20 protein-coding genes and 1 pseudogene are annotated in these 22,676 nt (G+C 46.6%); 11 read left to right on the top strand and 10 right to left on the bottom strand.

Annotation, left to right across the window (positions count from 1 at the left end; all coding sequences use genetic code 11):
* The first annotated feature begins 3,162 nt into the window (after window positions 1–3,162).
* The gene (locus OQJ86_RS16305) at window positions 3,163–3,582 is read left to right on the top strand and encodes a VOC family protein (RefSeq protein ID WP_042606325.1); all 420 of its coding nucleotides are present in this window, start codon (window positions 3,163–3,165) and stop codon (window positions 3,580–3,582) included.
* Between the two features lie 108 nt (window positions 3,583–3,690).
* On the opposite strand, the pseudogene OQJ86_RS16300 reads toward OQJ86_RS16305, so the two are convergent.
* The 5 genes and pseudogenes from OQJ86_RS16300 to ltnD form a co-directional block, all read right to left on the bottom strand.
* Window positions 3,691–4,953: pseudogene (locus OQJ86_RS16300) on the bottom strand (GntP family permease); the annotation flags it as partial.
* 59 nt (window positions 4,954–5,012) lie between these two features.
* Window positions 5,013–5,789 (bottom strand): 2-oxo-tetronate isomerase, encoded by a 777-nt coding sequence (gene otnI / locus OQJ86_RS16295; protein ID WP_265988396.1) that lies wholly within the window; start codon window positions 5,787–5,789, stop codon window positions 5,013–5,015.
* Window positions 5,789–6,436 carry an aldolase gene (locus OQJ86_RS16290; protein WP_265988395.1) on the bottom strand — a complete coding sequence of 216 codons (648 nt, stop codon included), beginning with the start codon at window positions 6,434–6,436 and terminating at the stop codon, window positions 5,789–5,791. The genes otnI and OQJ86_RS16290 overlap by 1 nt, the downstream gene beginning before the upstream one ends.
* An 11-nt stretch (window positions 6,437–6,447) precedes the next feature.
* The gene (gene otnK, locus OQJ86_RS16285) at window positions 6,448–7,704 is read right to left on the bottom strand and encodes a 3-oxo-tetronate kinase (RefSeq protein ID WP_265988394.1); all 1,257 of its coding nucleotides are present in this window, start codon (window positions 7,702–7,704) and stop codon (window positions 6,448–6,450) included.
* A 25-nt stretch (window positions 7,705–7,729) separates the two neighbouring features.
* Window positions 7,730–8,638, bottom strand: a complete 909-nt coding sequence (gene ltnD / locus OQJ86_RS16280) for an L-threonate dehydrogenase (RefSeq protein WP_265988393.1) — start codon at window positions 8,636–8,638, stop codon at window positions 7,730–7,732.
* A 273-nt stretch (window positions 8,639–8,911) separates the two neighbouring features.
* Between ltnD and OQJ86_RS16275 the strand changes: the two genes are divergently transcribed.
* Both OQJ86_RS16275 and OQJ86_RS16270 read left to right on the top strand, forming a co-directional pair.
* Entirely contained in the window at window positions 8,912–9,679 is a 768-nt protein-coding gene (locus OQJ86_RS16275; RefSeq protein WP_038879823.1) for a DeoR/GlpR family DNA-binding transcription regulator, read from the top strand.
* A gap of 216 nt (window positions 9,680–9,895) precedes the next feature.
* Entirely contained in the window at window positions 9,896–10,591 is a 696-nt protein-coding gene (locus OQJ86_RS16270; protein WP_038871427.1) for a VC0807 family protein, read from the top strand.
* A gap of 103 nt (window positions 10,592–10,694) precedes the next feature.
* On the opposite strand, the gene OQJ86_RS16265 is transcribed toward OQJ86_RS16270, so the two are convergent.
* Window positions 10,695–12,728, bottom strand: coding sequence for a TonB-dependent receptor plug domain-containing protein (locus OQJ86_RS16265; protein WP_265988392.1), 2,034 nt, complete (start codon window positions 12,726–12,728; stop codon window positions 10,695–10,697).
* A gap of 275 nt (window positions 12,729–13,003) precedes the next feature.
* Here OQJ86_RS16265 and OQJ86_RS16260 point away from each other — a divergent pair, with 275 nt between their 5' ends.
* From OQJ86_RS16260 to OQJ86_RS16250, 3 genes are all read left to right on the top strand, one after another.
* Entirely contained in the window at window positions 13,004–13,408 is a 405-nt protein-coding gene (locus tag OQJ86_RS16260) for a helix-turn-helix transcriptional regulator (RefSeq protein ID WP_102388968.1), read from the top strand.
* Between the two features lie 60 nt (window positions 13,409–13,468).
* Window positions 13,469–13,858, top strand: coding sequence for a VOC family protein (locus OQJ86_RS16255; RefSeq protein WP_038871435.1), 390 nt, complete (start codon window positions 13,469–13,471; stop codon window positions 13,856–13,858).
* 191 nt (window positions 13,859–14,049) lie between these two features.
* Window positions 14,050–15,135, top strand: a complete 1,086-nt coding sequence (locus tag OQJ86_RS16250; RefSeq protein ID WP_042600239.1) for a methyl-accepting chemotaxis protein — start codon at window positions 14,050–14,052, stop codon at window positions 15,133–15,135.
* A gap of 72 nt (window positions 15,136–15,207) precedes the next feature.
* Here OQJ86_RS16250 and OQJ86_RS16245 read toward each other — a convergent pair whose 3' ends face one another.
* The gene (locus OQJ86_RS16245; protein WP_038871440.1) at window positions 15,208–16,134 is read right to left on the bottom strand and encodes a LysR substrate-binding domain-containing protein; all 927 of its coding nucleotides are present in this window, start codon (window positions 16,132–16,134) and stop codon (window positions 15,208–15,210) included.
* A gap of 114 nt (window positions 16,135–16,248) precedes the next feature.
* Here OQJ86_RS16245 and OQJ86_RS16240 point away from each other — a divergent pair, with 114 nt between their 5' ends.
* Complete coding sequence (locus OQJ86_RS16240) at window positions 16,249–17,562, top strand: 6-phospho-beta-glucosidase (protein ID WP_265988391.1); 1,314 nt, start codon at window positions 16,249–16,251, stop codon at window positions 17,560–17,562.
* 84 nt (window positions 17,563–17,646) lie between these two features.
* Here the strand turns inward: OQJ86_RS16240 and OQJ86_RS16235 are convergent, their stop codons facing one another.
* Entirely contained in the window at window positions 17,647–18,660 is a 1,014-nt protein-coding gene (locus OQJ86_RS16235; protein ID WP_265988390.1) for a zinc-dependent alcohol dehydrogenase family protein, read from the bottom strand.
* A 95-nt stretch (window positions 18,661–18,755) separates the two neighbouring features.
* Complete coding sequence (locus OQJ86_RS16230; protein ID WP_038879834.1) at window positions 18,756–19,355, bottom strand: LysE family translocator; 600 nt, start codon at window positions 19,353–19,355, stop codon at window positions 18,756–18,758.
* A 121-nt stretch (window positions 19,356–19,476) separates the two neighbouring features.
* Here OQJ86_RS16230 and OQJ86_RS16225 point away from each other — a divergent pair, with 121 nt between their 5' ends.
* Window positions 19,477–19,959 (top strand): Lrp/AsnC family transcriptional regulator, encoded by a 483-nt coding sequence (locus tag OQJ86_RS16225; protein ID WP_265988389.1) that lies wholly within the window; start codon window positions 19,477–19,479, stop codon window positions 19,957–19,959.
* Between the two features lie 23 nt (window positions 19,960–19,982).
* Here the strand turns inward: OQJ86_RS16225 and OQJ86_RS16220 are convergent, their stop codons facing one another.
* Entirely contained in the window at window positions 19,983–20,798 is an 816-nt protein-coding gene (locus OQJ86_RS16220; RefSeq protein WP_265988388.1) for an AraC family transcriptional regulator, read from the bottom strand.
* 84 nt (window positions 20,799–20,882) lie between these two features.
* On the opposite strand from OQJ86_RS16220, the gene OQJ86_RS16215 reads away from it, so the two are divergent.
* From OQJ86_RS16215 to OQJ86_RS16205, 3 genes are all read left to right on the top strand, one after another.
* On the top strand, window positions 20,883–21,125 hold the full coding sequence (locus OQJ86_RS16215) for a hypothetical protein (RefSeq protein ID WP_265988387.1): 243 nt from the start codon (window positions 20,883–20,885) through the stop codon (window positions 21,123–21,125).
* A gap of 55 nt (window positions 21,126–21,180) precedes the next feature.
* Window positions 21,181–21,885, top strand: coding sequence for an MOSC domain-containing protein (locus tag OQJ86_RS16210; RefSeq protein WP_265988386.1), 705 nt, complete (start codon window positions 21,181–21,183; stop codon window positions 21,883–21,885).
* A gap of 188 nt (window positions 21,886–22,073) precedes the next feature.
* Window positions 22,074–22,580 (top strand): GNAT family N-acetyltransferase, encoded by a 507-nt coding sequence (locus OQJ86_RS16205; RefSeq protein WP_104027290.1) that lies wholly within the window; start codon window positions 22,074–22,076, stop codon window positions 22,578–22,580.
* Window positions 22,581–22,676 lie beyond the last annotated feature (96 nt).

Genomic DNA, 22,676 nt, shown 5'->3' with positions numbered 1-22,676 from the left:
GATTCTGTGTTCGCAGATAATTCAATCCACAACGCCAGCATCACAACGCGCTGAAAGTAGATTCTGAATACTCGCTTAGGTTCCTTCAGAATGATGACGGGAAGGCGTTGAACTAAAAGCAGAAAAGAAAACCCTCCCCCTTGATAGCCGCATTCAAATGCTTGGCAAATCAGGTCGAGAAAAGGGGGAGTTGGAGGGGGTTGCAAGCACCTTACCTAGCATTCAGCATCAAACCACCAACCCCACCTAACCTCCCCTTGTATCAAACTCCGAAGCTCTCAACACAACGAGCTCAAAGGGGAGGAACGGGTTCTGCACTCACGGATAATTCAATTCACACGGTAAGCATCACAACACGCTGGAAGTAGATTCTGAATACTCAATTAGGTTCTTTCAGAATGACGATGGGAAAGCACTGTTCTCACAACAGCATAGAACAGCCCTCCCCCTTGATAACCAAATTCAAATGCTGGGCAAACCAAGTCGAGAAAAGGGAGAGTTGGAGGGGATTGCAAGCACCTTACCTAGCATTCAGCATCAAACCACCAACCCCACCCAACCTCCCCTTGTATCAAACTCCGAAGCTCTCAACACTCCGAGCTCAAAGGGGAGGGACAGGTTCTACACTCGCGGATAATTCAATTCACATTGCAACACAACAACGCGCTGAAAGTAGATTCTGAATACTCGCTTAGGCTCCTTCAGAATGACGATGGGAAAGCACGGAGCTCACAGCAGCAAAGAATGCCCCTCCCCCTTGAACACCACATCCAAATGCATAGCAAACCATGTCGAGAAAAGGGGGAGCTGGAGGGGGTTGCAAGCACATAACCCAACATTCAGCATCAAACCACCAACCCCACCCAACCTCCCCTTGTATCAAACTCCGAAGCTCTCAACACTCCGAGCTCAAAGGGGAGGGACAGGTTCTACACTCGCGGATAATTCAATTCACATTGCAACACAACAACGCGCTGAAAGTAGATTCTGAATACTCGCTTAGGCTCCTTCAGAATGACGATGGGAAAGCACGGAGCTCACAGCAGCAAAGAATGCCCCTCCCCCTTGATAACCACATTCAAATGCTTGGCAAACCATGTCGAGAAAAGGGGGAGTTGGAGGGGGTTGCAAACACCTAACCCAGCATTCAGATTCAAACCACCAACCCCACCTAGCCTCCCCTTGTATCAAACTCCGAAGCTCTCAACACATCGAGTTCAAAGGGGAGGGACTGGTTCTGTGCTAGCGGATAATTCCGTTCACAATGCAACATCACAACGCGCTGAAAGTAGATTCTGAATAATCGCTTAGGCTCCTTCAGAATGACGGTGGGAAAGCCTGATCTCACAGCAGCAAAGAATAACCCTCCCCCTTGATAACCACATTCAAATGCTTGGCAAACCAAGTCGAGAAAAGGGGGAGTTGGAGGGGGTTGCAAGCACATACCCCAGCATTCAGCCTCAAACCCACCAACCCCACCTAACTTCCCCTTGTATCAAACTCCGAAACTCTCAAAGCAACGAGCTCAAAGGGGAGGAACTGGTTCTGCATTCACGGATAACTTAATTCACACTGTTAGCATCACAACGCGCTGAAAACAGATTCTGAATAATCGCTTAGGCTCCTTCAGAATGACGATGGGAAAGCACTGTTCTCACAGCAGCAAAGAACACTCTCCCCCTTGATAACAACATTCAAATGCTTGGCAAACCAAGTCGAGAAAGGGGGAGTTGGAGGGGGTTGCAAACATGTAACCCAATATTCAGCTTCAAGCCACCAACCCCACCTAACCTCCCCTTGTATCAAACTCTAAAGCTCTCAACACTCCGAGCTCAAAGGGGAGGGACTGGTTCTGTATTCGCGGATAGTTCAGTTCACAATGCAACATCACAACGCGCTGAAAGTAGATTCTGAATACTCGCTTAGGCTGCTTCAGAATGACGCTGGGAAAGCACTGTTCTCACAGCAGCAAAGAAAACCCTCCCCCTTGATAACCACATCCAAATGCTTGGCAAACCATGTCGAGAAAAGGGGGAGTTGGAGGGGGTTGCAAGCACATAACCCACATTCAACCTCAAGCCAACAACCCCACCTAACCTCCCCTTGTATCAAACTTCGAAGATCTCAACACTCCGAGTTCAAAGGGGAGGGACAAGTTTCGTGTTCGCAGATAGTTCTGTTCAGAATACAACATCGCAACGCGCTGAAAGTAGATTCTGAATACTCGCTTAGGCTCTTTCAGAATGACGATGGGAAAGCACTGAGCTCACCGCAGAAAAGAGAACCCTCCCCCTTGATAACCACATCCAAATGCGTAGCAACTCAAGTCGAGAAAAGGGGGAGTTGGAGGGGGTTGCAAGCACATAACCCAACATTCAACCTCAAACCAACAACCCCACCTAACCTCCCCTTGTATCAAACTCCGAAGCTCTCAACACTCCGAGGTCAAAGGGGAGGAACTGGTTCTGTATTCGTAGATAGTTCAGTTCACAATGCAACATCACAACGCGCTGAAAGTAGATTCTGAATACTCGCTTAGGCTCCTTCAGAATGACGCAGTTCGTTTCACGCTCTCTCCCCGTCATTCCCGTGAACCTAGGTGAGACTGGGAATCTACTTACCACAAACTCGAATGAAAATAATTGGCAAACCATGTCGAGAAAAGGGGGAGTTGGAGGGGGTTGCAAGCACATAACCCAACATTCAACCTCAAACCAACAACCCCACCTAACCTCCCCTTGTATCAAACTCCGAAACTCTCAATACTCCGAGATCAAAGGGGAGGGAATGGTTCTGCATTCGCGGATAATTCAATTCACAACGCAACATAACAACGCGCTAGAAGTAGATTCTGAATACTCGCTTAGGCTCCTTCAGAATGACGCTGGAAAAACACTGAACTCACCGCAACAAAGAATACCCTCCCCCTTGATAACCGCATTCAAATGCTTGGCAAACCATGTCGAGAAAAGGGGGAGTTGGAGGGAGTTGCAAGCACATAACCCAACATTCAGCATCAAACCAACAACCCCACCTAACCTCCCCTTCTATAAAGCTTCAAGAAGCTCATATAAAAAATTCCAAAAAATCCCTTTACCTAAACTTAACTTGAGGTTTTAGCATGTTCATCGTTGGCTAGAAAATGACAAAAAGGAGCACACCATGATCCAGCTAGAACACGTGAACTTAGTGGTAAAAGACATCCCTGAAATGCTGAAGTTTTACCAAGCGGCCTTTCCGCATTGGTATGTGCGTGATGAAGGGGAAGGTACATGGAGCGGCAAGCACAGAAACTGGCTGCACTTTGGCGATGAGTACCAATACATTGCGTTGAGTGACCACGGCGAAGGCAACAATCGCGATTTAGATGGTCATCAAGTTGGGTTGGCGCATTTCGCTTATGTGACCAACAACGTTGACGCTGTGATGAAAAGACTGGTTGAAGCGGGCTACCCAATCGCCCAATCCGGCGCGGATGAGCCATACCGAAAGAACGTCTATTTTGTTGACCCTGCCGGTTTTGAAATCGAGTTTGTAGAATACCTGACGGATGACCCAAAATTGCGTAACTCGACGAATTAAGGGCTTAACCTTTATCTCTCTTTTATCAAGAAAGAGCAGCGTCTTAGATACCCAAAAGCCCCTAACTTTTCAGCTAGGGGCTTTGAACATTTTACCTTGAGCGAGTGATTAGCTAGCGGCTAATTCAGGCTTCGCTGCCTTATTGCTTTTTGACTTCATCCAAACGATGACGGCCGCAAGCACTAAGATTGGTACCAGTGGGTCAATGAGCGTGCCACCCTTACCAAAGACTAGGTTTAGCGCCATGATGATCGATGCACCAATCGCCCACGCCACGGTTGACGATACTGACCAGATTTTAATTTGGTCTGCCAACTCTGTAATACCTAGCGTGCGGTTGATGATGTGGAAGTAAGAGTCATTAAGGTGTGAGAAACCAACCGGGCCAACCGCACACGCCAATGCCACGAATACAGGATCCAGACCTAATGTTTCGACTAGAGGTAACGTCATTGTCGCAGCAACCATCATCGATGCTGTAGCCGAGCCTTGAATCAATCGAAGCATAGACGCGATAGCCAATGGCACAAGTAGTGGTGGGATACCGCTGCTAGCGATAGCTTCTGCCACTTGTGGACCAGCGCCAGACGCTTTAAGTACGGCGCCCATTGCGCCACCACAGCCCGTTACCACTAAGATAAGACCTGTTGTTGATAGCGCATCGTCCATCGAGCCAACCATGTCTTTACGGTCGATGTTGCGAGTTAGACCGTACAACGCCATTAATACACCAAGGCCTACAGCAACAACTGGGTTACCAAGCAGCGACAGCGCTGCATGAAGGAATGTGTCTCCTGAACCAACTAAAGTGTTGATAAGGATAAGTGCAATCGGAACAAGAATTGGACCAAAAGAAAGGAAGTTACTTGGCAGCTCTTTGTCGTCCGTTGCTTCTACTTTTTCTAAGTTTGCCCAATCCGCTTGGTTTGTGATCCAGCCATCGCCGTTAGGTACGCGGTAGTATTCATTACCCACACGGCGGATGTAAATCATCGAGAGCAGCATCATAGGTACAGACACCATTAGCCCCCACAGCATGTACTCACCTAGGTCGACACCAAGAATACCGGCTACAGCAACAGGACCCGGTGTTGGCGGCACAAGTGCGTGAGTGATAAGTAGACCAAGTGCGAGCGTCACACCAAGACCAACGGCAGATTTACCCGTATCTCGTGAAATTGCGCGAACAAGAGAGTGCAAAATGATGTACGCAGAGTCACAAAAAACTGGAATTGCCACCAGCACACCAGTGAACCCAAGTGCTAGATCTTCACGGCCTTTACCACAGATCTTAACGAAGGTTTTCGCCATGCGGACAGCAGCACCAGAACGTTCAAAACACGCGCCCATGATGACACCGAAGGCGATGAGCTCTCATCACCTAGTACACGTTGTTGCGCAAGCAACTGAAATTGTTATAAGTATTTTTATTAGAGGTAAGGGTGAACCCAACCAAGACCTTCTTCTGTGCTGTGTCTTGGATTGTATTCGCAGCCGATCCAGCCTTGATAACCTGAGTCATCCAACACGTTGAACAGGTGTGGGTAGTTCAACTCACCTTCTGACGGTTCGTGTCTTTCAGGCACTGAGGCGATTTGAATGTGGCCGGTGTAAGGAGCGACTTCACGGATTAATGTGCTTAAGTCGCCATCCATAATTTGAGCGTGGTAAAGGTCGAGTTGCAGTTTTACGTTTGGACGAGCCACTTGCTTAATCAGCTCGACCGCTTCGCGTTGATGGGCGACAAAGTAGTTCGGCACGTCGCGATTGTTGAGTGGCTCAATCATCAACTCAACACCTTGCTCGGCAAACTTATCCGCTGCATAACGGATGTTTGAGATGAAAGTTTCAATATGCTGGTCACGAGAGAAGCGTGAATCAACAATGCCAGACATAGCGTGAACCTTTTTACACTTCAGTGCCTTGGCGTACATCAGTGCAGTCTCAACGCTCGCCTTAAACTCATCCTCACGGCCCGGAATCGCGGCGAAGCCACGTTCGCCAGCATCCCAATCACCCGGAGGCATATTGAAAAGCGCTTGTTCAAATCTGAACTGTTCCATCTTGTTGGCCAGCTCTTGCGCCTCGAATGCGTATGGGAAGAGGTACTCTACCGCTTTGAATCCCGCTTGATGCGCTTTCTCAAAACGCTCTAAAAACGGCACTTCTGTGAATAACATGGTTAGGTTTGCTGCGAACTTAGCCATTATTTACCTCTCCCTTTTAGGTCTTGAACCTCGGCATCCGTTAGGTAACGAATGTTGCTGTCTTTAAGAATGAACGCCAATTTTGCGGTTTCTTCCAGCTCTTCAGCATTGTCTACTGCATCTTCAAAGTCTGTGCCTGTAATGACCGGACCATGGTTAGCCAGTAAGAAAGCACGATAGTCACCAGCACGTTGTGCGAGTTCTTCTGCAATTTGTGGATCCCCCGGACGCAGGTAAGGGATCACTGGTAGCTCACCAATACGCATCACAAAGTAAGGTGTGAATGCTTTGATGGCATTGGTGCGGTCTAACTCTTCAAGGCAAGACAACGCCGTTAGGTACGTTGAATGCAAGTGCACGATGGCGTTGCATTGCGAATTATTGCGGTAAATGGCTAAGTGAAATGCCACTTCTTTCGACGGCTTTTTACCCGAGATATGGTTGCCATTGATATCCACTACAGACAGCTCTTCTGCCACTAAGCGCCCAAACGAAGAGCCTGTCGGCGTTGCCAAAAAATGACCGTTAGGTAATTTCACAGACAAGTTACCAGCACCGCCCGTCGCATAGCCGCGCTCAAACATAGAACGAGCCATGGTCACCATTTGATCTCGCAGTTGATGCTCTGTCATTAAGTCTTTATTCATCACAACTCCTGTTATTCAAAAAGCGACTGAGCTTTGGCAAAGAAATGCTCATCACCAAAGTTGCCAGATTTCAGCGCCAGTGAAAGTTCGCCATCAACGGATTTCACCCAAGGCACGCCCGGCGCAATTTGAGGGCCGATATGGAACCCTGTTACCGCGAGGCTTTGCGTAACAACGCCAGATGTTTCACCACCAGCAACGATGAAGTTCTTCACACCGTGTTGCTGTAGTTTGATAGCCAACTTACTGAAGAATTGCTCAACGGCATGGCTAGAGGCTTGTGCGCCAAACTCTTCTTGAATGGCTTTTAGAGCCGTTGCCTCTGCGGTTGCGTAAACCAGCGGAGCAAATTCACTGTCGATATTGGTCATCACCCAATCGAACACGTGATTTGAGTATGCTTCATCGGTGAGGCACGCTTTCACATCAATCGCGAAATGCGGTGCTTGTTGTTTGTAAACGGCGACTTGTTGATTAGTCATCACCGAACATGAGCCAGAGAACACCACCGTCGACGCCTTGGTTGGGTTGCCCGCTTTCTTAGTGTCACTTTGATCGGTCAGATGTTCTGCCCAGTTCTTAGCAATCCCCGCCGCTAGACCAGAACCACCGGTAACCAGCTTAAGAGATTTCGCTGCCTGACCGAGTGTCACAAGATGAGCGGCATTGAATGCATCCACAACGGCATAACGAACACCTTGTTGTTTAAGGGATTCAAATCGCTCAGACACCGCTTGGGAGCCTTGCTCAATCACTTGGAAATTCACCAAACCAGATGAGCCTTGTGACTGCGCATCCATCATGCGAATCAAGCTAGAATCTGTCATTGGCGTCACTGGGTGGTTACGCATACCAGAATCACTGAGCAAATCTTGGAAAACAAACAGGTGGCCGTTGTAAACCGTGCGGCCATTAACCGGCAATGCAGGGCAAACAATGGTGAAATCCTCTTTTAACTCGGCAAGCAACGCATCAGTAACAGGACCAATATTACCTTCAGCGGTACTGTCGAAGGTTGAACAGTATTTGAAATAGAACTGCTGACAGCCATTGTCTTGCAGCCATTTCAACGCAGCCACCGAATCGTTGATTGCTTCATCGACAGGGCAAGAGCGAGATTTAAGACTGATCACAACCGCGTCGGCATTGATATCAACCTGTTGCTTCGGAATGCCGTTAAGCTGCACGGTGCGCATGCCATTTTCTACAAGGAATCCGGCAATATCAGTCGCGCCAGTAAAGTCGTCTGCAATAACACCTAATAACATAATTACTTCTCCACTTTACTTGCGCTTATTGGTCTTTGCTTTCCACACCAGGAAGCTCAATACCGTTAAAGATTTTGATAACGGCACTGTCGTCTTCCTGACCAAAGCCTGCATTGCTTGCGCTTACAAACATGTTTAGAGCGGCACTGGAAAGTGGCAGAGGGAATTTCAGATCTTTCGCGGTATCTGACACAAGGTTTAGGTCTTTAACGAAGATATCGACCATTGATTTCGGTGAGTAGTCACCGTCGACGACATGCTTCATGCGGTTCTCAAACATCCAAGAATTACCCGCGGCATTGGTCACCACGTCGTACATCAAATCCAATGGAATGTTTGCACGAGCGGCAAGCGCCATCGCTTCTGCACCTGCTGCAATGTGAACACCCGCAAGCAGTTGGTGAATGATTTTCACTGTCGCACCAAGGCCTACAGCTTCACCAATGTTGTATACCTTGGCAGCCGTTGCGCTCAATACAGGCTCCAGCGCATCAAATGTGCTTTGTGCACCCGACGCCATAATAGTCATCTCGCCAGCTTCTGCTTTTACTGCGCCGCCAGATACCGGAGCATCAAGCATCACAAGATCGTGCTCAGCCAATTTGGCTTCAATTTGCTTGGCGTCTTCTGCCGAGATAGTTGCCGATACCATGACAGGCGTGTTTGGCTTGAGCGCAGCCGCAAGGCCTGTTTTGAACAATACGGTGTTAACTTGCGCCGCATTCACAACCAAAACCAACACAGAATCAAGTTGATCGGCAAACTCGACTGCATTGGTAGAAACGGCTTTCGCGCCAAATGCACCCAGCTCTTCTAAAGCACTAGGATTCAGGTCGAAACCATATACATCAAGGCCTGCACGCACACATGACTTCGCCGCGCCCATTCCCATAGAGCCTAAACCGATAACACCGACAGATTGAACTTCGCTCATAACAACACCTTCTTGGTAAATTGAATTTTGTTAATTCTTGTTTAGTTGGTGTGATTATATGTGAAGCACAAACCCAAGACTTCGCTTTGAATCACATTTTTTCACACAAATTAACAACGCTGTGATATTTACCCCTTTATGGGCAGAGATAACCAGACCAGTTAACACAAGGGAGGGCAAGGCTTATTAGGTTGAGAACATATATTCACAGATATTCACAAAGAGCAAAAAGGTTGGTAGGATACTGAAAAACAAGAATATAGAAGTGAAATCATGATCCCAGCAGAACGTCAAAGAACCATCTTGTCCCTGTTATCACACCAAGAAGTGTTAAGCATTTCAGATTTAACCGACCACCTTGGCGTATCACATATGACCATTCGCCGTGACATCGTGAAACTGGAATCCTCAGGTAAAGTCGTTTCTGTTTCTGGTGGAGTGCAACTGGCTCAGGCTTTACATTCTGAGCTTTCCCATGACGCTAAAGTCGAGCAACAAGCGGATGAGAAGGTTCAAATCGGCAAACTTGCAGCCACGTTAATTGGCAAAGACGCTACGATTTACTTGGATGCGGGAACTACTTCTCTAGAGATCGCCCATCAAATAGCGGATCGTGACGATCTATTAGTGATCACCAATGACTTTTCTATCGCCGCTTTCCTAATGACGCACAGTCAATGTGAGCTTTACCATACAGGGGGCAAAATTGATCGTGAGAACCAATCCACAGTTGGTGGAAAAGTCGCAGAGTTCTTGAACGGATTGAACATTGATATTGCCTTTATCTCGACGTCTTCTTGGAGCTTAAAAGGCTTATCAACACCAAACGAAAACAAAGTCCTTGTGAAAAAGGCCATCGTCAAAGCGGCACAAACCAACTACCTTGTTTCTGACTCCACCAAATACGGCCAAATTGCCAGCTTTCATGCATTAAATATCGAGCAATTAGACGGCATCATTACCGATTCCAATCTGTCTGACGTAGTAACACAAGAGCTGATGGATAAAGGGTTAAGTGTTATTAAAGAAGCGCATCAGTAAGCCTCAAATACAAGAAATAACAGGGCCTATCAGATTTAGGTAGGCTCTATCGACCTACCCAACACACACCATAAACCATGCTCAATTAGAGCTCATTCACTGTTCATTTCATAAGTCGTTACACAACTCGGGGCTTTAAGGCTTTACATCTGGCGCAAGGAGTAGAACACTTCCCCCAAAGTAAAATTCAGCCGACATAGTAGAGTCAGTAAAGTTATGAGTAACACCACGGCGAAAAAGTCGAATCCATTATTCGAGATCCTGTTTAACGTCATCATTCCTTCATTCATTTTGATGAAGTTCAGTGGTGAAGAGCACCTAGGTACAGCATTGGCACTGGTTGTCGCTTTGATGTTCCCTTTGGTGTACGGCGGCATGGATCTTATCCGCAACAAGAAGTTTAACTTCATCTCTGCACTTGGTTTTATCAGCGTGCTATTAACCGGCGGTATCGGTTTGTTAGAACTAGACACGCGCTGGTTGGCATTGAAAGAAGCCTTAATCCCAGGTTTGATTGGTCTTGCTGTGTTGGGCTCAACCTTCACTCGCTACCCGCTTATGCAGAAGATGCTGTTGAATGACACGATTTTGAACCTACCGCTGATTAACGAGCGTTTGGTACAAAACGGAAAAACTCAAGCGTTCGAGCGCTGCTTGATGTCTTCAAACTACCTGTTCGCCAGCACATTCGCATTCTCATCAGCAATGAACTATTTCTTAGCAACGTGGATTGTAACCAGCCCAGCAGGTACAGCAGCGTTCAATGAAGAGTTAGGTAAACTAACGCTGTACAGCTACCCAATGATTGCGATCCCGAGCATGTTGATGATGTTTGGTATTTTCTACTACATCTGGCGCCAAGTTCGCGCAATGACATCGCTAGAGACTGAGCAGATTTTTCATACCAAATAATGCTCGTTCCGCCTTGATAGGCAAAGTGAGATAAAAAGAACCCCGATTGTTGATCACCAATTATCGGGGTTTTGTTTTTTTGGAGTGATTTAGTTAAGCGTGATTAGAAGCTGTAAGCCACAGACGCTTTAAAGTTACGACCCACTTCGTAGCTGGTGTATTTCACTGAACCCCAAGAGATACCAAAACCTGTGTGCTCTGAGTATAGCTTGTTGAACACGTTGTCGACCGCTAGGTTAACTGACAGGTCTTTCGCAAAGTCTGGTACGTACACTGCCCATAGGTTATGCGTTGCGAAACCAGGGCGTTCAACTTTCTCGCCATCTTCGTCTGTGTAGTCGTTACCCGGAACGAAGCGTGAATCCCAACCGAACACCACTTCACTGGTTACGTCGTACTTAAAGCCCGCCTTGATATTGTGAATACCCGTCTTGTTCATGTGGCTCGTCTTGCCGCTTTCTAGACTGGTTTGCTCACCATCAGAGTATGAGTGGTTTGCGTACAGGTCGAAATCTTCAATGCTGTAAGTAAATACGGTTTCTACACCCCAAACTTCTACATCATTTTGGTTAGCCAAGGTTCTGTTGTTCTTGGTCGGGTGCATTTGGTTATCCAGATCGTACTGGTATGCAGTGAAGCCAAGAATCGCATTATCCGCCACTAGCAAACCAGACATGTCGTAATCGAAACCCGCTTCGTAGTTGTTACCTGTCATGGCTTTGGTGTCTGCCTGAGTTACGTCAGCCGCCGCTTTCATAGTCAGTGTTTCAGGTAGTGAAGCGCCTTTAAATAGACGACCGTAACCAACACGCAGTCTTAGGTTATCTGTAGTTTGGTATTCACCTTGGAACTTAGGTGACAGCTGGTCGTATTTACCTTTAAATACACCACCCAGCTCATGTACGTCATAACGAAGACCGGTCACAAAACGGAAGTCATTAATTTCGAATGCGTCTTGAGCGTAGATTCCGTAAGCCGTTACTGTACCGCCGTCGATGTCGTAGTTCTTCGTCTGACCGAGTTTCGAACCCGACGTGTAATGGCCAAGGCCAGAATCAACCCACTGCTCTGATTTGTAACCCTCGAAACCATAAGTCAACTCATGCTCGCCAACCCAAGAGATGTTGCGGATATCACCACCAATTGTCGTCACGTTGTACTCACGAGAAGGAATTGATAGGTCACCGTCTTTGGTGAATTCCCAAGCGCCATTCACTTGGTTCCAATCACCATACTCTTCAGTTAGCGCATCGCGATCCATGTACTGACGGTTGTAGTATAGATTCGTCTTTAGGTTCACCAAGTCACTGCCATTGTCGTAGCGATGCATAAACGTCACAGTATCTCGGTTAATCGAGTGGTAGTTGTGCTCATCATGTGCGTACAGTGCACCCGCTTTCTCACCCGATAGCTGACGTTTACCACCGTCTTGGTACGTGTCGTAAGACAGTTTGAACTCGTTCGCGTCGTTTGGTACGAACACCACTTTCACCAAGCCAGACTTCAGCTTACCTTGCTTAGAAGTCACATCATCTTTACCCGGAATGTACAACTCACCGTCATCTGAGTAGTTCGCAATACCCATCAGTTGGAGTTCATCGTTCAGTTTCGCGTAAACCGCAACGTTCGTCGTGAAGCGTTCGTAAGCCGTTTGATACCCCGTTTTAACGCGAGCACCGATGCTTTCGTCTTCTGCAAGGAGGTCACTGGGATCTTTCGTTTCGTAGCTGAATGAGCCGTTAATCGCGCCCGCCCCCGACAGTACCGAGTTACCGCCTAAGGTGATTTCAGCTGATTTAAGCATGGCTGGGTCAAACGTCTGGTCGCCAGAGTGGTGGAATAACTGACCTTCTTGGCGTGCACCATCAATGGTGACAACCGAGTATTTGTCTTCCATACCGCGAATGTAAACCTTGCGAGAATAACGTGCGTTACCGTCAACCGTGACACTCGGCATGGTGTTCAGTATGTCTTTAATATCAGACGCTTGTTTTTGTTCTAATGTCTCTGAGTTGATTTCAGTTTGAACAAGTTGATCAAGAGCAGAACCGACAACGACGATGTTTTCGTCAGAAGCGTGAGCAGCAAAAGAGGCAATCGCAAAGGTGATGGCTGCGGAAAGTGACTTCAGTTTCATAATACTACTTATATTTTATAAACAATAACGAGGGAGCGCAGCATAATACATAAGCTTAATGATAATTAATCTCATTTACATTCTTTACGTTAATGAGTGATTTATTTTTAATCAGATCGAGCGCATCACCACCAAATAATCCACATTTAGGAAGAAGGTTGGGATGAGGTATGAAAGGTATTTCGCGCAAGGTCGAGCACTTAACTCACTCGTTTATTCAATCTTGCCGAAGCAGTGTTAGACTCAATACGATGCTTTCAGAATGTGGAAATACGATGTCATCTCGCCCAAAGACCTTCTATGAACAAGAAATTGACCGCGTATACAGCGAGATGCCGTTGAGTCCAAAGCAGTTTCTCCTGATCAGGCAATCGAAAGCATTTATGGAAAAGCATCACTCAGAAAACATCGAATTAAACGACTTAGCCAAAGCCGCCTTTATGTCGCGCTTCCACTATGTACGGATTTTCAAACAGATGTATGGCGTGACGCCACGAAACTATTTGAGAGATATGCGGATTAAGAAAGCCAAAGCGCTACTCAAGGAAGGTAACTCGATCACGGATACTTGTTTTCAGGTTGGCTATGAGAGCTTAACCACATTTTCGAGTGTCTTTAGAAAGAGCACAGGTTACTCACCCAAAGCGTTTCAAAAAATGCAGAAAAGCAATCTAGAATAAGTTTTTGAGCCTCACTTTCAGTATCTTTTCCTCATCCAAACCTAGCAAAGGTAAATACCCGTGATCAGAATTTCCCTAACCAGCGTACCTGTGGACGATCAGGACAAAGCCCTCGATTTCTACACCAATGTTCTTGGCTTCATCAAAAAAACCGAAGTACCTATCGGTGAACATAAATGGTTAACAGTGGTTTCTCCGATTGAACAATCTGGGGTTGAATTGTTGTTAGAACCGATGGCGTTTGGACCAGCAAAAGTGTACCAAAATGCCCTCAAAGAAGCGGGGATTCCTTGGACTTCCTTTGCGGTCGATGATCTGCAGAAAGAATACGTGAGACTCTCTGAACTCGGCGTGGCTTTCTCTATAGAGCCAAGAGAAGCTGGCCCTGTAATGATTGCCGTACTCGATGATACCTGTGGGAATTACATTCAACTTATGCAGGAATTATAACGGCTTAAATTCGCGCCGTTTTTTAACAGAGAAGCCAAGCTCAACATCGTTTGACCTTGGCTTTTGTTGTTTAAATAAACCTTACTGAAAAAGTGTGATTCGGCTAAGCAAATATATGAATGTGATCGTGTATTCGATACTCAACTCGATTAGCATGCAATTTTTAACATCATGTTACATTTATAAAACTTATGTTTGGATTAAAACGAATCAAAGCCGACAATGAGGCGCTAAAGCAAGAGTTAGCAGACCTCAAACAAAAGTACCAAACTGACGTTGCTGCTCTGGAAAATCAGCTCCAAGAGACGCAACAACTTGTTCGCTCCGCTCAGCAAGAACACCACAATAGCGATGAGTTGATGTCGAGCAGTTTGAAAGGTGGAGACATGCTCCAAACCATTCGAACTGAGATGGTGGAGAGTGCGCAATCTATGGCGCACGAGAACCAAGAACTGCAACAACTGGATGAGATGTTTAAGCAAACACACCAAGCTCTCGCTCGTCTGGACAACCGAGCAGTGAAGATCAGCACTCAAGCTTCTCAAAGCATTGAATCAGTTCAAATATTAGATAAAACCGCCACTTCTATTTCCCTTCTTGTATCTACTATTCAAGAAATTTCTGACCAAACTAACTTGCTTGCTCTAAATGCCGCTATTGAGGCCGCACGAGCCGGTGAAGCAGGACGCGGATTTGCGGTGGTAGCCGACGAGGTAAGAAACCTTGCGGGCAAAGCGAGTGAAGCCAGTGAACAGATTGACTCGCTTGTGAATCAAGTACTCACGCAAGTAAATGCAATTAAAAGCTCGATTGATGAAAACCAAACGTGTGCAGAAGAAGTTTCAGCATCTTCAGCACAGATTGGCTCTATCGTGAACGAAGTCGTCGTGAAATCAGAGCACATGCAGCAAGTGATCCATATTGCTTCCACACGCGCTTTCTTGGATACCGTCAAGCTCGACCACGCAATTTGGAAGAACAACATCTATCGCTTACTGCAAAAAGGCTCGTTTGGAGAAACCGTTAATAGCCATTCAGAATGCAGGCTAGGCCAATGGTACTATCGAGGTGACGGTAAAGCGTATAGCCACCTAAGAAGCTATGCGTTACTTGAAGAACCACACAAAGGCGTGCATGACAGCGGACGTGAAGCGATGAGCCAAGCCAAATCAGGCAACATGGCTGGCATGGTGACCGCCATTAACGCCATGGAAGACGCCAGCGAACAAGTAGTCGTTCAGATAGACCGCTTGATGGATGAGATTATCGCGAGTTAATTTCAAGACTTATTCTTCCTCCCTTCTCATCGAGTAAAGGGAGGAAGTTAAGCTTACCTACCCTATCATCCCCTATTCATTCTTTGGTAATTGCGTCTCAAGCCATTCAATAAATGCAGCATTCTTTGGTCTGTGTTGCTGACCGTTTAAACAAATCAAATCGTAGCCTCGCTCTGCACTTACGCGCTCAAAAGGTGCCACTAGTTCACCGTTTTCTAGGCTGCTTTTCACTAACGATTCACGAGCGACTCCCAACCCCATTCCGTTCTTAGCCGCTGTCATTGCCATATCGGCGTGATTAAACAAGTAAGTTCTGTCCATCACGTTAAGTGTGTTGAGTAGCGAGTTAGATTGTTTGTCCAGCCACATCGCCCATTCTTGATTGGGTTCACTCGCCTCTAATGATTCAGAGCAATGAATAAAAGTCACGCCGGCCAACTGCTCAAGCAATGGCGCTGGCTCAGTAAAATGGTCGTTAAAGTATTTGGGGCTACAAACCGGCAACAGCACTTCATCAAATAAACGCTGATGGTAAAAGCCCGGATGTTCGCTATCGCTGTAGTAAATCGCGATATCGACGGGCTCATGCTGAAAGTCCAAACGGCTCGCTTTCACCCTCAGTTTTATATTGAGATGCGGATACAAACGTTGGAAATCTGGCAACCTTGGCAAAAGCCAACTCTGGGCGAACGTCGGCGCTGCTCCAATATATAATTCACCACGCAGTTCATTGAACTTGATGTCTTCGAGCTCAGAGAAAATAACGTCGAACGATTGGTTTAATGCATGCAGTAATCGCTCACCTTCTTTGGTCAGTTCTAATCGTCTCGTCATGCGCACAAACAAACTGAAACCCAGTTGCTCTTCTAACGATTTGATTCGCTGACTCACCGCCCCTTGGGTAATGAAGAGCTCTTCCGCTGCTTTGGTAAAGCTAAGAAACTTACCTGCAATCGCAAAAGTGTACATATTGGAGAGCATCTGCTGCTTTCTGTCCATCACTCGACCTTCTATAAATTAGCTGCACTAATCCATAGCAAGATTTGTTTGGTTTGTGAAGCTCATCAGGATGCTTTTTAATCAACTTGTCTTATCCATAACGAGAACATCACGATGAAAAAGAATCTTAAAATTACCATCATTGGCGCAGGCTCTAGCTATACACCAGAGCTGATCGAAGGTCTGATCAAACGCAATCATGAACTGCCAATCGGCGAACTGTGGTTGGTTGATATTGAAGATGGTGCAGAGAAAGTCAGCATCATTGGCGATTTGACACGTCGCATGCTGGCTAAAAACGACATGTCGCATATTGATGTGCACGTCACCTTGGATCGCAAACCTGCTTTGAAAAACGCAGACTTTGTATGTTCTCAATTTCGAGCTGGCTGCTTGGAAGGTCGAATCCGTGATGAACGTATCTCACTGAAGTACGGCATGATCGGTCAGGAGACCAATGGGTTAGGCGGTTTTGCCAATGCCTGTCGCACCATTCCTATCGCGCTGGAAATCTGTAAAGAGATGGAAGTGTTGTGTCCAGATGCTTGGTTGCTAAACTTTACCAACCCATCAGGCATGGTGACAGAAGCGATTCTCAAACACACCAAAGTGAAAGCGGTCGGTTTATGTAACGTGCCAGTGATCATGCAAAAAGGCATCGCCCAAATGCTCGGTGCTAACGAGCAAGAGTTTGTGCTGCAAGTTGCGGGTTTGAACCACTTTATCTGGGCACGCCAGATCCTGCACGAAGGTCGTGACAAACTGCAAGAAGTGGTCGAAGAGATCCTATCCGGCAACGATCCTTTGGTGCCGCAAAATATTCCTCCATTCGACTGGCCACAAGAGTTGCTGCGTAATATGGGGATGATCCCGTGTGCTTACCTGCGCTATTACTACACCAGCGAAGACATCATGAGCCAAGAGATTGAAGAAGCGAACGGCGAAGGCACACGCGGTGAAGTGGTCAAAGCCATGGAGAAACGACTGTTCGATATCTACCGCAATCCAGAACTAAACGAGAAACCAAAAGAGCTCGAAAAGCGTGGTGGTCAATACTACTCAGAAGCTGCCTGCGAGCTGATGAGCTCTATCTACAACGATAAGCGCACCATTATGCACGTAAACACCCGTAACAACGGTGCCATTGCAGGCTTACCTGACGATTGCGCGGTGGAAGTCAGCTGCATGATCACAAAATCGGGACCTGTGGCTTTAAACGTCGCGCCATTCCCAAGCGATACGCTGCGCTTGATTCAATTGATGAAAGACTTTGAATCACTCACGGTAGAAGCGGCTGTCACAGGCGACCGCAATGCCGCGCATCGAGCATTGATTTTAAACCCGTTAGTAACCACCGGGACGATTCTAGAAAAGGCTCTAGAAGAGACGATTAAAGCTAACCTCGACTACATGCCACAGTTCCGTTAATCCTAACGAGAACGCAAAAAGGGATGGTGAATGCCATCCTTTTTTTGTTTTTCAATTTACCCAGCAACCTCTGCGTGAATATCGTCACTGCATGGTCAGAATGATTTTGCCTTGCAGCGTGACCGACTCATCTTCTATCAGCTCGAAGGCGCGCTGGAACTGTTCTAACGGAAGGTAGCGATCCACATCGAGTTGTATCTGGTGTTCCACAAAGTGTTCTAGCATCTCGGCAAAGACTTGTTTGCGAACGGTCTTACCAACCGACTCTTCCCAATAGCGCAAAAAGAACGTATTGAAGTCGATATTGTTCTGCTTCATACAAGCGAAGAAAGCAGGCTCATAAGGGGTGAGAGAAAGCGTTCCGTAATTAATATACGTTCCCGAACTAAGCAGAACTTGGATTAGTTCGGTGCCAAACTTGCCGCCAATGGCATCGAATGCGACATTGGGTTGAGGCAGGTCTCGGACATCGATTTGAGATTGCAGATCCTGCTTGTTATCTAGCACTGCAATGGAGTCGTATGAATAACACTCTGGCGCGGAGCTTATCGCAATTAAAGTAAATCCGAGCGAGTGCGACAACTGAGCGAAGATCTTACCAATCGCAGAATTACCTGCGTTGATGATCACCACATCCTCTTTACCTAACTTGGCAACGTGAGTGGTGATCACCCAAGCCGTCAGGGTATTGATATACAACTGGCAAGCGTAGCCATTCTCAAGCTCTTCCGGCACTGCAAAGACATTCTCCGCAGGCGCATCGACATAGCTTTGCCAAGTCCCGCTTTGTGCCACCAGCACCTTTTGCCCAATGTGAAATTCGGTTTGACGCGGATCGTTTATCTCAACCACACGTCCAACCGCTTCAAACCCTGGGACTCGCGGCGGTACATGGGTACGACGATACTGCCCTACTCCCTGAATCGACAATCGGTCACTTGGATTAATGTTTGTGGCTTCGATTTGCACGCGAACGTTACTCAAAGCGAGTGGCTCTAGCTCAACATGCTGCAACACCAACGATTCACTTGGCGAGCCAAAGCTCAGTTGATTAACGCGAGTGTTTGTCTTATGCGAGTTGGTCTTGGTTAAGCTCATCTGGATACCGCGAGATTGCTAGAGGGAATATGGCGCGCCATAGCGAAACGGGTATATAACGTTTTCTCGGCGCGCACGTCAAATTGGATAAGAGCTTAAACGGGCTGACTCAGCATAAACACCACCACTAAAGCGAGACTGCTGCCCATGCATCGGTTTACCCATATAACCTTTTGTGGTGACTGTATAAAGCGGTTCAATACGGTGCCAAAGTACGCCCAAGCAAACATCCCCAGCACACCAGTTCCCACCATCACGCTGATAATGATCACCACTTGAGTCAGGTAATCATTGTTTGGCGAGATAAATTGAGAGAACACCGTCAGCGACGCAACCCAACTTTTCGGATTAAGAATTTGCACCCAAACGCCAGATAAAAAGCCGGACTTTTTTGCATTCGAATCATTGTCGAGTTCCATCGTAGCAATCGACCATGCGAGATACAGCAGGTACGCCGCGCCAATCCACTTTAACGCCATGTACAAATCTGGGTAAAGGGTAAACAAACTGACAAGCCCCACACTTGCACCAACCAACATGATGATCACCCCGACTGCATTGCCCAATACAAACGGCACGGTCGCAGAAAACCCATATCGGCTCGAAATACTTAACAGCGCGACGTTACCCGCTCCCGGCGTTAAAGAAATAGAAACGGCAAACAACAAAAATGCCGCCAACAATTGAGCACTCATGCACTCTCTCCCAAAAAGTAATCAACGAATATGTGAAACAGTCTAACGATTTGGGTAGAAAGAAAATTGCTATCTGCGCTACGATAAAAGTCAATTTGAGCAGATTATTTCCAAAACAATTATGAAAAAGAAAGAATCCACCAACTTTGAATTGGATAGTACCGATTTCGCTATTCTTAACCATATTCAGAAAGATGGCCGCATGAGTAATTCCAAGCTCGCGGAGACGGTTAACCTGAGTGAGACGCCCTGCTGGCGACGCTGGAAAAAAATGGAAGAGGAAGGCTACATTGAGGGTTACGCCGCCAAGTTGAATCGCAAAAAACTCGGCTTTCAAGTCTCTGGTTTTACGCTGGTGACACTAGGCAGTCACGAGGTAGAAAACACCACACCTTTTGAAGACTTTGTCGCAGAAACCGATTGGATCTTAATGTGTCACTGCATTGCAGGTAGCGCAGATTACATGGTGCAAGTAGTGGCGAGAGACTTGGACGAATACTTTGACCGCATCAGTGCTATTCGCCGCGTGAAAGGCATCAGCGCCATTCAATCCAACGTCTCAGTTAAGGAAATCAAGAGTACATTCCAATTGCCGTTGGATTAATATGATGGGCAAGATTGGACTCGCTATCCCCTTCTACCATTCACGCGAAACTGTTGTGGGGTGACATCAAAATAGGCTTTAAACGCTTTGATGTAGGAAGAGTCATTTTGATACCCCACTTGATCGGCAATGCTTTGGATCGAGAGCTCTTCATCTAGCAAAGAGAGCGAATAAATCAGCCGAATTTGTTGTCGCCAAAGTTGAAACGAGGTGTTGAACTCTTTGGAGAACAAGCGCGACAACGTTCGTTCGGATGCACCGACTTTCTCTCCCCACTGTTTGAGTGACCAATCCAATACTGGCGTGTCGGTCAACGCTTCAAATATCAGCTTTAAGCGTCTGTCTTCAGGCAGCAGTAACTGAAAGGTCTGCACGTTATCTTTCATGATTTGATCATGCAACACGCCAAGCAATCGTGATACTTCCTCATCACTGACGAACCCTTCGCATTGGCGGCGTATTTCCTGTAACAGCTCGTTTAAGAACGGAGTGAGTGTGATGGTTCGAACTTGATGCTCGTACTCAGTACCGAACTTAGGGTTTAGATAGATACCGACAAATGTCGTATGGCTTAGCGCGATGGATTCATGTTGAATACCCGCAGGTACAAACAGCGCAGAGGTATGGGGCACAAGGTGCTGGTAATGATCGGTTTTGGTTTGTAATAACCCTTTAATAGGGAAGATGACTTGATGCCACGTGTGTTGGTGCAGCGCATCAATGTAACCTTTGGGCATGTCGATGGTTTTAACCAAAGCTGGTGAGTGGGGATTGGCAGCCATCATCTCATTAGAAGTGATGACACCGGAGTGAGAATCGATTTGGCGGGTTGGCATCATTAACTGTCCTTACATCCCTACTCTGACACAAGTTCACTAGGCTATCATGCTCGGCAAAGTGAATGAAGCAGTGAGGTGCGACGTATGCGATATCAAGTTGAAATATCCCAAGAAAACCAACTCTTATTCAAAGTCGATATTGATAACATCAACCAAGACAAGTGCGAAGCATCGCTTGAAACCGTGTTAACCAAGTTTCCTAAAACGGAAGGTTATCAACGTCATGTGTTGGTTTCAGATAGCGAAACGCGCTACTTAAAAAGCACAGAAAAGCGCATTGAAGTACTGGCAGCGATTCCGGTATTTAAGTCATTGGGCGAGCGCTAGCGTGGTCTTGTCTCATGCTGTATGGCAAATCAGTTTTAGGCGATAAGGAAAGAATATGAAGAAGTTAGGCATAGTTAACAGCGTATTAGCAGGTAAAACCGTTGCCTTTGCACATGGTGCGAAAAGTGCGATTAACAAACAGGTTCTACCGCAGCGTCAGCACGCAACAGAACTGGGTTTTACCAATGACGAACAAGGCGATCCACGCTTCCATGGTGGGATTCAAAAAGCCCTTCATATTTACCCAAGCGAGCACTATCCGGTTTGGCAGAAAGAGTTAGGCGATAAAGAGATTTTCCAATCAGCTGGCGCGTTCGGTGAAAACCTAAGCTCAAGTGGTATAACAGAAGCGTCCATTTGCTTAAAAGATAAGATCCGTATCGGCTCAACCTTGTTAGAAGTATCTCAGGGGCGCATGCCTTGCTGGAAACTCAACGTCCGCTTTGAGCAAAACGACATGGCGAGAAGACTGCAAGACACGCTTCGAACAGGCTGGTACTTCCGAGTGTTGCAAGAAGGCGATATCGGCGCAGGTGACGATATAATTCTGTGTGAAAGACCTTACCTAGACTGGTCATTGGCTCGCATCATGGGCGCAGTATTTACTGGTTGCCTAGATAAAACAGAGCTAAGCCAACTGGCGGAACTTCCATTGGTTGAATCTTGGGGCAAGCTTGTTGAACGCCGCTTAGAAACCGGTGAAGTCGAAGATTGGGAAATGCGTTTGGTTGGCCCGACTGCGGGTCAATTCCCGTTTTGACTCCCCGATAGATCGGAGCGTATCCCTTCCAATATTAGCCCCACAACCAAGTCAGTGGGGCTTTTGCTTTTTAGCCGTTCAATACAGCAAATCTGTATTGAAGCTGGAGCTTAGCAATTAACAAAGGTTAATGAATCGCGCACAAATACGCTTTATGTTGTACCCAAAATAATACAAGGGGAAGCATGATGCTCGAATGGAGAATTAAGAAATTCGCAGATCTGTCTGTTCAAGAGCTTTACGATTTTTTGCAGCAAAGAGTCAATATTTTCATCGTGGACATGAACACGCCATACAGCGATTTGGATGGTAAAGATAACCATCCCGACACCTACCATGTGATGGGATATGATAACGAACGTCTGGTGGCTTATAGTCGTATTATGCCTCCGAAACTCGGATATCCCGTTGATGTTTTACCCTTGCTGAACTCTGATGCCAATGACGTGTGTATTGGTCGCGTTATCGTCGCAGAGGATTACAGAGGGAAAAACATCGGCAACCATTTGATGCAAGTGAGTTTCGATGCCACAAGAAAGATCTACCCGACCGACAGCATTTTTATATCCGCACAAGCACATTTGAAAGACTACTACGGCAAGTTCGGCTTCGATGTTGTCACCGATAGCTACTTGGAAGATGGATGCACCATGTTGGGCCTTAGGCACATTCCGAAAGTTATCTGCTCAGCATAAAAACAACATTAACTCATTGTAAATATGAAAAGAATAAAGGCAGACAGAATTTCAATGATTGGTATTTAGCATTTACTCACCTTTGATCGATGGGGC

Origin of the sequence: Vibrio sp. Sgm 5 (genome assembly GCF_026241575.1) — a bacterium.
Lineage (GTDB): Bacteria > Pseudomonadota > Gammaproteobacteria > Enterobacterales > Vibrionaceae > Vibrio > Vibrio jasicida.
Note: the sequence above shows the minus strand (reverse complement) of the source record. Positions and strands in the feature narration are given on the sequence as shown.